Here is a 10,487-nt window from a genome sequence, read left to right as displayed (position 1 = left end):
CACAGCTGAAGTCGATCGGGCTCGAACCTTATGATTGCCTCAATCCAGGACTGATGGACTATATCGCCACCTGGACGGCCAAGAGGTCCGGCGCGTTGCCGGCCTAGTAGCCGCTCGACTATCATCGATCGAGCCGGGCGACGCCGCCCGGCTCTTTCACATTTGGAACAACGATGCCCGCACCTGCTATTCTCGTCGATGCCGACGCTTGCCCGGTGAAGGCCGAGGTCGAAAAAGTCGCCGAGCGGCACGGCATCGTCGTCACCTTCGTCTCCAATGGCGGCTTGCGTCCGTCGCGCGATCCGATGATCCGCAATGTCGTCGTCTCCAAGGGCGCCGATGCCGCCGACGACTGGATCGTCGAAAATGCCCGGTCCAACGACATTGTGGTGACCGCCGATATCCCGCTTGCCGCGCGCGCGGTGGCGCTTGGCGCGCACGTACTCGGCCCGACCGGACGCCCGTTTACGCCCGAAACGATCGGCATGGCGATTGCAATGCGCGATCTCAAGCAGCATCTGCGCGAAACCGGCGAAAGCAAGGGCTACAATTCGAGCTTCGCGCCGCAGGATCGCTCGCGGTTCCTCGGCGAGCTTGACCGCATCCTACGGCGAGCGCTGAAATCCGCGTCAGCGGACTGAAGGCCATGGCGACTGGTACCCCGACCAAGATGCCCATGCAACGCCACACGCCGTTCGCGGTGTCGGCTTGCATCGGCGTGGCAGCCTTTGGCGCCGCGCTGGTCTGGCGTGCGCCGCTTGCCTATTCGATCGGCGCCAATGTGTTCTTTGCCGCCTATCTCGTTCTTGTCATCGCCCATATGCCGCGGCTTACCGGCAGCTATCTGCGCAAGAATGCAGGCGACACGGACCTGCCGGTACTGGCCATCTTCGCGGTCACGCTGATTGTCGTCGCTATTGCCATCATTTCGTTGTTTCAATTGATCAACAGGGAGAAGAGCGCGGACACCGTCGAGCTTACGGTGGCGCTGCTGTCTATCCCGCTTGGCTGGTTGACCATCCATGCGATGGCCGCACTTCACTACGCGCATATCTACTGGTTGGATGGCGATGCGATGGATGGCGACACAAAAAAGAAAATTCCGGTCGGCGGCCTCGACTTCCCGGGCGGCAAGCGGCCGGAAGGCTCGGATTTCCTCTATTTCGCCACGGTGATCGGCATGACGGCGCAAACCGCCGACACCAACATCACGACCTCGCAAATGCGCCGTGTCGTGCTTGTGCATTCGATCTTGTCGTTCTTCTTCAACACGGTCATCGTGGCAGCCGCGGTCAACCTCGCCGTCAGCCTCGGCAGTCCGTAATAAATCCGTGATCGGGTGAAACATCGCTTAGGCTGGCGACGTATTGGGAGGAGAAGAGATCTGACAGGCCATGCGGAACCACTTGGCAGGGAGGCACGGAAAATATGGAATCAGTTGCCAAAGGCGAAGCCAGCACCGAGGCAGATAGCGCTGCTTCGACGGATGCGACGCTGACCTATCGCCAGTCGCGCTGGACGCGGCTGACGCATTGGCTGTGGGCGATCGCGCTGTTCTTCATGCTGCTTTCCGGCCTGCAGATCTTCAACGCCCGCCCGCAGCTCTATATCGGCAAGGAGTCGGGTTTTGGCTACAACAACACCGTCTTCGCCATTGGCGCCGAGAATACGGCGACTGGCCCGCGCGGCTATACCGAAATCTTCGGCAAGCGCTTCGATACCACTGGCGTGCTCGGCTGGTCGGGTCCGGCCGGCCAGGAGACCTCCCGTGCCTTCCCGTCCTGGGCGACGATCCCTTCCTATTACGATCTCGGCACCGCGCGCGTCGTTCATTTCTTCTTTGCCTGGGTGCTGACCACCACGCTGCTGGTCTGGCTGGTCGCCAGCCTGATCAACGGCCATTTGCGCCGCGATCTTGCCCCGCGCCTCGATGATTTCAGGCGCCTGCCGCGAGACATTGTCGAGCACGCCAAGCTCAGGTTCCATCACACGCGCGACTACAACACGCTGCAGAAGATGGCCTATGGCGGCGTGCTGTTCGTGCTGTTGCCGCTGATGATCATCACCGGCCTTGCCATGTCGCCGAGCATGGATTCGGTGCTGCCATTCCTGAACGACGTGCTCGGCGGCCGACAGACGGCGCGCACCATTCATTTCACGGTGATGCTGCTGCTCGTCGCCTTCTTCATTATCCACATCCTGATGATCCTGGCCGCCGGCCCGATCAACGAGCTGCGCTCCATCATCACCGGGTGGTACCGAACCGACCCGCCGGCGCATGGCGACAAAGCGCCAGAGAGGAGTGCCTGACATGGCGAAATTCGAGATCAGCCCCAAGCTACAGATAAGCCGCAGAAAATTCCTGACCTCGGCCAGCCTCGGCCTTTCCGGCATCATGCTGTCGGGCTGCGACGCCTTCGACAGCCAGCTTGGCGTCGGCGACGGCCTGCGCAGCTTCCTCGAAAGCGCCAATGGCCTGACCTGGCGGGCGCAGCGACTGCTTGCCGGCCGTGACGCGCTGGCGCCGGAGTTCACCGAGGCCGACATTCGCCAGCCGCAGCGGCCGAACGGCGTCACCGCACCGGACGACGATTTCTACAAGGGCCTGCTCGCCAGCGATTTCGCCGACTGGCGGCTGGAGGTTTCAGGCCTCGTCGAAAAACCGCTGTCGCTGAGCCGCGAGCAGCTGATGAACATGCCGAGCCGCACCCAGATCACCCGCCACGACTGCGTCGAAGGCTGGAGCTGCATTGCCAAATGGACCGGCACGCCGCTGTCGCTGGTGCTCGACCAGGCAGTGGTCAAGCCGCAGGCGCGCTACCTCATGTTCCACTGCCTCGATACGATCGACCGCAGCCTGGCCGGCGACATCAAATATTACGGCTCGATCGACCTGGTCGATGCCCGTCATCCGCAGACGATCCTTGCCTATGGCCTCAACGGCAAACCGTTGCCGGTCGAAAACGGCGCGCCGCTGCGCGTCCGCGTCGAGCGCCAGCTCGGCTACAAGATGCCGAAATACCTCTACAAGATCGAGCTGGTCGACGGCTTCGCCAATCTCGGCGGCGGCAGAGGCGGCTATTGGGAGGACAATGGCTACGACTGGTACGGCGGCATCTGACCGAAACCTGACCCAAGCTTCATCTAACTGTCGTCGTCGCTGTCGTCGCCGTCGCTGCGCAGGGCCGGATTCAGGTCAGGATTGTCGTCAGGGGTGACAAGCTTGCCCAGCCCATGCGGTCCCTGGTAGTTGCCGTGGGTATCGAAGTTGGGGTTGCCCTGATTGTCGAATTGCGGCGTCGGATCGATCAATTGGTCGTAACGGCGCGGGCGCGGCTTCGGATAGTAATTATCGGAATGATGGCGATGCGAATTGCCGTTGTCGAGAATGGCGCCTACCACGCCGCCGACGATAATGGCTGCGGCGACGTCGCCAGCAGAGGGATTGCGGTTGGGGCCGGCGACTGCGAATTCGGCCGAGCAACCATTGTCGACCCAGATGCCGCCGCCGTCATAGCCCCAGCTTCTACCGTATACGCAACGCGCCTTCGAAAGCCTGGAGGTCAACTGCACGCCGCGGCGCGTATCGACCCCGCAATAGGAATAGCGGTAATCGGCGCTGGAGCAGACCACGCGTTTTGCCCCCGCAGCCTGCGCTGCCGCCGGCAGCAGCGAAAGCTTCGCCGGATTGCCCAGGATGCAAACCAGGAACATCATCGAACCGGTAACCGTCATCCGTGTCGACATCGCAACTCTCCATCAGGGTCCGCTATCGACAGAATGGCACCTCTGTGTAAATCTGACAACCGGACGGGCTCAGCGAGGTTATATTAATGCGCGCTAAGATGATCGCCACAACTATACTTGCCCTTTCTGCCTGGTTGGCTTTGTCGCTGCTGCCAGCCCGGGCGGACGACAGCCTCAAGCGCATCATCGACCAGAAGACACTGACGATCGGCGTGGCGCTCAACCCGCCATGGATCCTCAAGAAGGCCGACGGGAAGTTCGCCGGCTATGATGTCGACCTGACCAGTGCGCTGGCGTCTGATCTCGGCGTCGACCTGAAGCTGGTCGAGGTGCCCTGGAACGACCTCAAGACAAGACTGCTCAAGGGTGATTTCGACATGATCGCGGCGGGCTACGCCAGCACGCCGGAACGCGCACGCGAGGTGGTGTTCTCCAACCAGACCGGTACCGCCGATATCCGTATGGTTGCGACGATCGCCAGTCTTGGGAAAAGGCCGGGAAAGGCAGTGGCGGCGCCGGGATACAAGATTGCCGTGCTGTCCAATTCCACCGATGAAGCCGCCGCGAAGGAAGCTTTTCCCAAGGCGACCATCCTGTCTTTCGACAATACCTCCGATGTTTTCGCCGCGATCATCGGCGGCGACGCACAGGCGATGGTCGCGACATCGCCAACGCCCCAAATGGCCGCCAGGCTCTATGACGCGAAGTTGACGATGGTGGGCGGCCCGCTGTTGCGGACGCCGGAAGCGTTTGCGATGCGCCCGGACGATGTCCGCCTCATCCAATACGTCAACAACTGGATCGGCGCGCGCACCGCCGACGGCACCATAGGCGGCGTGCGCCGCTACTGGTTCGGCAGCTTCAAATGGATGTCGCGCTTCCAGACAGCTAAGTCCGAGCCCGCCAAGCAATAGGGTCGTGACCTGTTATGCAACCTTGTCGATTAGCGGCTTCAGCGCCGGATGGATTTCCGGCGAGGCGTGCTTGATCAGCGTCAGCAGCGCACGCTCGTTCTCCTGCAGCGGCCGGTCGCCGATGTGTTCAGCAAGCCACTTCGCTTCGCCGGCATCGACCGTCTCGGCCCGGCGGGCCAGTGCCTCGGCTGCCTTGTTCTTGGACTCCCATTCGGCTTCGATATCGCCCGGTGAGCGATAGGCTTCCATGATGCCGGACAGGCCGCCCGATACCATGCGGCTGAAGAACCCGCCGATCTCCGGATCGGCCTGTTCGAAAAAAGCATCCCGGCGCAGCGCCACGTCGCGCACCGGCGGTTCGTAGCCGGCCGAACACATGACGAAATTGGCGATCGCCTTGACGAATAGATCGTTCCAGGACGGATCGTTGTCGCCCGCCGCTGTCCGCTCGTTGATCTCGAACAGCACCTCGGCCTCGGCGCGGCTGATGGCGATGTTGCCATCGCCGCCGTAGGCGTAAAGGATGCGGCGCAACAGCTCGACCTCAGCCTTGGCAATCGACCCAGGGATAAGCCTGCCGCCGGTCATCAGCGGCCCCTTGCCGTCCACAACCGCATGAGCGACCTGCTCCAGCGCATAGCTGGAAAGCGTGCTCGGCGATGATTTGGCAACTTCCAGCACATGCACCAGCAGCTCGAGTTCGGTCTGGCTGTCGACCATGCCGTCGCGCGAAATCGTCCGGATCAGCCAGTCGGCATTGTCCTGCGAAACATAGCCCGCCGGCTTTTCCTGGTGGACGATGAAATCGGTGACGGCCTCGACGAAAAACTCGAGCCATTCCGTGCATTTGTCCCTCGCCGTTGCATCCAGCGCAAACAGCGCCTCGGCCTCGCCGCGCGTTACCACGCCGTCGCCGAACACTTCGCCGCGCAGCATGACCACGTCTTCCGCCGTGATCCGATTTTTCGAGGTCAGCCCGGCCACCGGCGCGCTCATGATCAATTCGCCCATTTTCTTCCCCGCCCGCCGCCGGTAATTGCCCGCCCTTATGCGGTATATCGGCAAGGTCTTGAGAAACCGGCAAGCGGCGTGGTTAGCGAAGGCTTGCCTGTAAAGAAGGCCCGCAGAAGACTTGGCAGTAAAAATGTCGCCGGCAGGTGACAAGGTGTCGTCCACGGGCTATGGATGACGAGTCGAGGGCTCTTGACCGAGTCCTACCTGTTTGCGGGAGAGAGCAGCGAGAGCTGCCGCCGAAGGGGAAATCGCCCGAAATCTCTCAGGCAAAAGAACCGTAGACGGGAAAGACACTCTGGAAAGTCGGGGCTTGCCCCCGCGCCGAAGGTGTAAGCGCTGCCGACAGAGTTACGGGGCGCGAGTCTCTCAGGCTTCAGACAGAGGGGCACGGACTGGTCGCCATTCGCGGCCGCTTGCGTGCGACTCTGGAGATGACATGACGGGCGACGACACCAAACACCTTCCCCTCGAAGATCTGCACATGGCAGCTGGTGCGCGCTTTGGCGCCTTCGCCGGCTGGTCGATGCCGCTGACCTATCCGGCCGGCGTGATGAAGGAGCACCTGCACAGCCGTGAGTATGCCGGCCTGTTCGACATCTCGCACATGAAGCTGTTCGAAATCAGCGGTACGGGGCCAGCAGCGCTTCTGAACCGCGCCTGCCCGTTCGATGCCGGCGCGCTTGAGGTTTCCCAGTCCAAATACACGTTCTTCCTCAATGAGGCGGCCGGCATTCTGGACGATCTGATCGTCACCAGGCTCGGCGCCGAGCGCTTCATGATGGTCGCCAATGCCGGCAACGCCGCCGCCGACGAAAAGCATCTGCGCGCACTGGCCAAAAATTTCGATGCAGAGGGCGATTTCGATGTAAAAGTGGATGCGCTCGACCGCGTCTTCCTGGCCATCCAGGGCCCCGAGGCGTGGGCTGCCCTTTCCCGCGCCGGCATCGAGACCGGTTCGCTGGTGTTCATGCACGGCATCGAGCCGCGCGAAAAATGGTTCATGAGCCGGTCCGGCTATACCGGCGAAGACGGCTTCGAGATCGGCCTGCCGGAAGCGGATGCAAGAAACCTCGTCGCCAGGCTGCTCGAGGACGAGCGGGTGATGTGGGTCGGCCTTGCCGCCCGCGACAGCCTGCGGCTCGAAGCCGGACTGTGCCTGCACGGGCTGGACATCACGCCGGAGATCGATCCGGCCAGCGCCGGGCTGATGTGGGCCATCCCCAAGGAGGTTCGCGCCTCTGGCGCCTTCATCGGCGCCGATGCGCTGCGCGCCATCCTGGAGCGCGGTCCGGCGCAAAAACGCGTCGGCCTGAAGCCGGAAGGCCGCCAGCCGGTGCGCGCCGGTGCTGCCCTTTTCGATGCTGACGGCAACCCTGCCGGCCATGTCACCTCAGGCGGCTTCGGCCCCTCGGCCGGTCATCCGGTCGCCATGGGCTACGTCCAGACGCCGCTTGCCAAATCCGGCGCAAAACTGTTCGCCGATGTCCGCGGGACGAAAATCCCGGTCGACATCCACCCCCTGCCCTTCACGGCCCATCGCTACCGCAAAGGATGATTTCAATGGCAAAGACCTATTTCACCGAAGATCACGAATGGCTGCGCGTCGAGGGCGGCATCGCCACGGTCGGCATCACCGACTACGCACAGCAGCAGCTCGGCGATCTCGTCTTCGTCGAGCTGCCGGAACTGGGCAGAAAACTGGCCAAGGGCGACACCGCCGTGGTGGTCGAATCGGTCAAGGCCGCATCGGATGTCTACGCGCCCGTCGACGGCGAGATCACCGAGGCCAACACCTCGCTGTCATCGGATCCTTCACTCGTCAATTCGGCGGCAACCAGCGACGGGTGGTTGTGGAAGATGAAGCTGGCCAATGAAAGCCAGCTCGACGGACTCCTCGATGAAGCCGCTTACAAAGCCCATATTGGTTGATAGCAGGACGAGGAAGATGACCGCAGCACCCTACCCCTTCTCGGCTCGCCATATCGGCCCGGGCCTCCATGACGTCAGAGCCATGCTGGCGACGATCGGCGTTCCTTCGGTCGAGACCCTGATCAGTCAGGCAGTGCCGAAGTCGATCCGGCTCGACCGGCCGCTGGCCCTGCCCGCCCCCGCAAGCGAAGCGGAAGCGCTGACCGAGCTCGCGGCGACGATGGCAAAGAACACGGTGCTGAAGAGCTTCATCGGTGCCGGGTATCATGGCGTCCACGTGCCGCCGGTGATCCAGCGCAACCTGTTCGAGAACCCGGCCTGGTATACGGCTTACACGCCTTACCAAGCCGAGATCAGCCAGGGCCGGCTGGAAATGCTGTTCAACTTCCAGACGCTGGTGACAGAACTGACCGGCCTGCCGGTGGCGTCGGCCTCGCTGCTCGACGAGGCGACGGCGGTGGCCGAAGCTGTCGGCATTGCGCTGCGCCATCATCGCGACAAGCGCACCAAGGTGGCACTGGCCGGCACGCCGCACCCACAGACGCTGGACGTCGTGCGCACCCGCGCCGAGCCGCTCGGCATCGAGGTCGACGGCGAGGTGATCGACGACAACACCGCCGCCCTGCTGGTCTCCTGGCCCGATACATTCGGCGTCTACGGCGACCACAAGGTAGCGATCGACAGGGCCCGTGCTGCCGGCGCGCTGGTCGTCTTCATCGCCGACCCGCTTGGCCTGACGCTGACCGATGCGCCGGCCAGGCTTGGCGCCGACATCGCCGTCGGCCCGATGCAGCGTTTTGGCGTGCCGATGGGCTTTGGCGGGCCGCACGCCGCCTATTGCGCCGTCTCCGACAGGCTGACGCGGCTGATGCCCGGCCGGCTCGTTGGCCAGTCGACGGATAGCAAGGGCCGTCCCGGTTATCGCCTCGCTTTGCAGACACGCGAGCAGCATATCCGCCGCGACAAGGCGACGTCCAACATCTGCACCGCACAGGCGCTGCTCGCCAATATGGCGACGGCCTACGCGATCTGGCATGGCCCTGCCGGGCTGCAGGCGATTGCCGGCCGCGTCCACACGCTGGCCAACCGCCTGGCTGCCGGCCTCAAGGCAGCGGGCGTTTCGGTGCTCGGCGACAGCCGCTTCGACACTGTGACCGTGGAAGTGAAGGGCAGAGCCGGCGCGATTGCCGCCGCCGCAGAAAAGACCAGCCGGCTGCTGCGCGTCATCGACGCCGACCATGTCGGCATCAGCTTCGACGAGACCTCCACCGAAGCCGATCTGGAGGCGATCGCAGCACTTTTCGGCGCCAAGGCCGGCGTTGCCGCCAGCAGTTCCATGCCAGGAAAACCGCGCGGCAACGAGTTTCTCACCCAGCCCGTCTTCCGCGAAAACCACTCGGAAACCGACATGATGCGCTTCCTGCGCCGGCTGTCCGACAAGGACCTGGCGCTTGACCGCGCCATGATCCCGCTCGGTTCCTGCACCATGAAGCTCAACGCCGCCGCCGAAATGATGCCGGTGAGCTGGCCTGATGTCGCCAACCTGCATCCCTTCGCCCCGGCTGACCATTCGACAGGCTATCGCGCCATGATCGACGAGCTGGAAGGCTGGCTGGCGGAGATCACCGGCTTCGACGCGGTGACCCTGCAGCCCAACGCCGGCAGCCAGGGCGAATATGCCGGCCTGCTCGCCATTCGCGGCTACCACCGCTCACGCGGCGAAGGCCATCGCACCGTCTGCCTGATTCCGTCCTCGGCGCATGGCACCAATCCGGCAAGCGCGGCCATGGCCGGCATGAGCGTTGTCGTCGTGCGCTGCACCGAGGACGGCAATATCGACATGGAAGACCTGCAGGCCAAGGCGGCCGAGCATGCGCACAATCTCGCGGCGCTGATGTTCACCTACCCTTCGACGCATGGCGTCTTCGAGGAAGGCGCGCGCGATCTCTGTGCGCTGGTCCACAGCCATGGCGGCCAGGTCTATTTCGACGGCGCCAACCTCAACGCGCTGGTCGGCCTCGCCCGTCCCGGCGATATCGGCGCCGATGTCTGCCACATGAACCTGCACAAGACCTTCTGCATCCCGCATGGCGGCGGCGGCCCCGGTGTCGGCCCGATCGGCGTCAAGGCGCACCTGAAGCCATATCTGCCCGGCCACATCACCGAAGGCTCGGCCCATGCCGTGGCGGCGGCACCGTTCGGCAGTGCCTCCATCCTGCCGATCACCTGGATGTATATCCGCATGATGGGCGCTTCCGGCCTGAAGCAGGCGACCGAGACGGCGATCATCTCCGCCAACTATGTGGCGACGCGGCTCGGCGAGCATTTCCCCCTGCTTTACAAAGGGCGCAACGGACGCGTTGCGCATGAATGCATCATCGACACCCGCGTGCTCAAAGACAGCGCCGGCATCAGCGTCGACGATATCGCCAAGCGGCTGATCGACTATGGCTTCCATGCACCGACCATGTCGTTCCCTGTAGCCGGCACACTAATGGTGGAGCCGACCGAGTCCGAGCCCAAGCGCGAGCTGGATCGCTTCTGCGAGGCAATGATCGCCATAGCCGGCGAGGCAGCCAAGGTGGCGAAGGGCGAATGGCCGTTGGCCGACAATCCTCTAGTCAATGCGCCGCACACCGCCGCCGAGGCGTTGGCCGGTCAGTGGACCCATCCCTATTCGCGCCTGGAGGCGGCCTACCCCGCCGGCGATGCCGACACGGCGGCAAAATACTGGCCGCCGGTGTCACGCATCGACAATGTCGCCGGCGACCGCAACCTTGTCTGCTCCTGCCCGCCGCTGTCGGAATATCTGGGTGCGGCGGAATAGATCATGATCCCGAAAAGTGGAATCCGGTTTTCGGACAAGATCATGGGTCTAACAAG

At 63.4% G+C, this 10,487-nt stretch carries 10 protein-coding genes, 1 pseudogene and 1 riboswitch; of the genes and pseudogenes, 9 read left to right on the top strand and 2 right to left on the bottom strand.

What is annotated here, in order from left to right:
- The 5 genes and pseudogenes from NKI67_RS27120 to NKI67_RS27100 all read left to right on the top strand — a co-directional run.
- Positions 1-107, top strand: a pseudogene (locus NKI67_RS27120) (S-(hydroxymethyl)glutathione synthase); the annotation flags it as partial.
- A gap of 66 nt (positions 108-173) precedes the next feature.
- A complete protein-coding gene (locus NKI67_RS27115; RefSeq protein ID WP_023678856.1) occupies positions 174-641 on the top strand; it encodes a YaiI/YqxD family protein in 468 nt (155 codons plus the stop codon).
- Positions 642-646: 5 nt separating this feature from the next.
- Positions 647-1,324 (top strand): DUF1345 domain-containing protein, encoded by a 678-nt coding sequence (locus NKI67_RS27110; RefSeq protein ID WP_352647836.1) that lies wholly within the window; start codon positions 647-649, stop codon positions 1,322-1,324.
- Between the two features lie 104 nt (positions 1,325-1,428).
- On the top strand, positions 1,429-2,310 hold the full coding sequence (locus tag NKI67_RS27105) for a cytochrome b/b6 domain-containing protein (RefSeq protein WP_352647834.1): 882 nt from the start codon (positions 1,429-1,431) through the stop codon (positions 2,308-2,310).
- A gap of 1 nt (position 2,311) precedes the next feature.
- A complete protein-coding gene (locus NKI67_RS27100) occupies positions 2,312-3,121 on the top strand; it encodes a molybdopterin-binding protein (RefSeq protein WP_352647832.1) in 810 nt (269 codons plus the stop codon).
- Positions 3,122-3,144: 23 nt separating this feature from the next.
- On the opposite strand, the gene NKI67_RS27095 is transcribed toward NKI67_RS27100, so the two are convergent.
- The gene (locus NKI67_RS27095) at positions 3,145-3,747 is read right to left on the bottom strand and encodes a DUF3011 domain-containing protein (protein WP_352635443.1); all 603 of its coding nucleotides are present in this window, start codon (positions 3,745-3,747) and stop codon (positions 3,145-3,147) included.
- 86 nt (positions 3,748-3,833) lie between these two features.
- Between NKI67_RS27095 and NKI67_RS27090 the strand changes: the two genes are divergently transcribed.
- Positions 3,834-4,661 carry a transporter substrate-binding domain-containing protein gene (locus tag NKI67_RS27090; RefSeq protein WP_352647830.1) on the top strand — a complete coding sequence of 276 codons (828 nt, stop codon included), beginning with the start codon at positions 3,834-3,836 and terminating at the stop codon, positions 4,659-4,661.
- A gap of 12 nt (positions 4,662-4,673) precedes the next feature.
- Here the strand turns inward: NKI67_RS27090 and NKI67_RS27085 are convergent, their stop codons facing one another.
- Complete coding sequence (locus NKI67_RS27085; RefSeq protein WP_352647828.1) at positions 4,674-5,672, bottom strand: hypothetical protein; 999 nt, start codon at positions 5,670-5,672, stop codon at positions 4,674-4,676.
- Positions 5,673-5,876: 204 nt separating this feature from the next.
- A riboswitch (glycine riboswitch) is annotated at positions 5,877-5,963 on the top strand.
- Between the two features lie 148 nt (positions 5,964-6,111).
- Here NKI67_RS27085 and gcvT point away from each other — a divergent pair.
- From gcvT to gcvP, 3 genes are read left to right on the top strand one after another with little or no spacing between them, the layout of a single operon-like run.
- On the top strand, positions 6,112-7,230 hold the full coding sequence (gene gcvT, locus NKI67_RS27080) for a glycine cleavage system aminomethyltransferase GcvT (protein WP_352647827.1): 1,119 nt from the start codon (positions 6,112-6,114) through the stop codon (positions 7,228-7,230).
- Between the two features lie 5 nt (positions 7,231-7,235).
- Entirely contained in the window at positions 7,236-7,604 is a 369-nt protein-coding gene (gcvH, locus tag NKI67_RS27075; protein WP_352587970.1) for a glycine cleavage system protein GcvH, read from the top strand.
- Between the two features lie 16 nt (positions 7,605-7,620).
- On the top strand, positions 7,621-10,431 hold the full coding sequence (gcvP, locus tag NKI67_RS27070) for an aminomethyl-transferring glycine dehydrogenase (RefSeq protein WP_352647825.1): 2,811 nt from the start codon (positions 7,621-7,623) through the stop codon (positions 10,429-10,431).
- Positions 10,432-10,487 lie beyond the last annotated feature (56 nt).

The sequence above is a fragment of the Mesorhizobium sp. M0408 genome, from assembly GCF_040321495.1.
Taxonomy (GTDB): Bacteria; Pseudomonadota; Alphaproteobacteria; order Rhizobiales; family Rhizobiaceae; genus Mesorhizobium.
The sequence above is the reverse complement of the archived record's forward strand: the minus strand, read 5'-3'. Positions and strand labels throughout refer to the sequence as shown.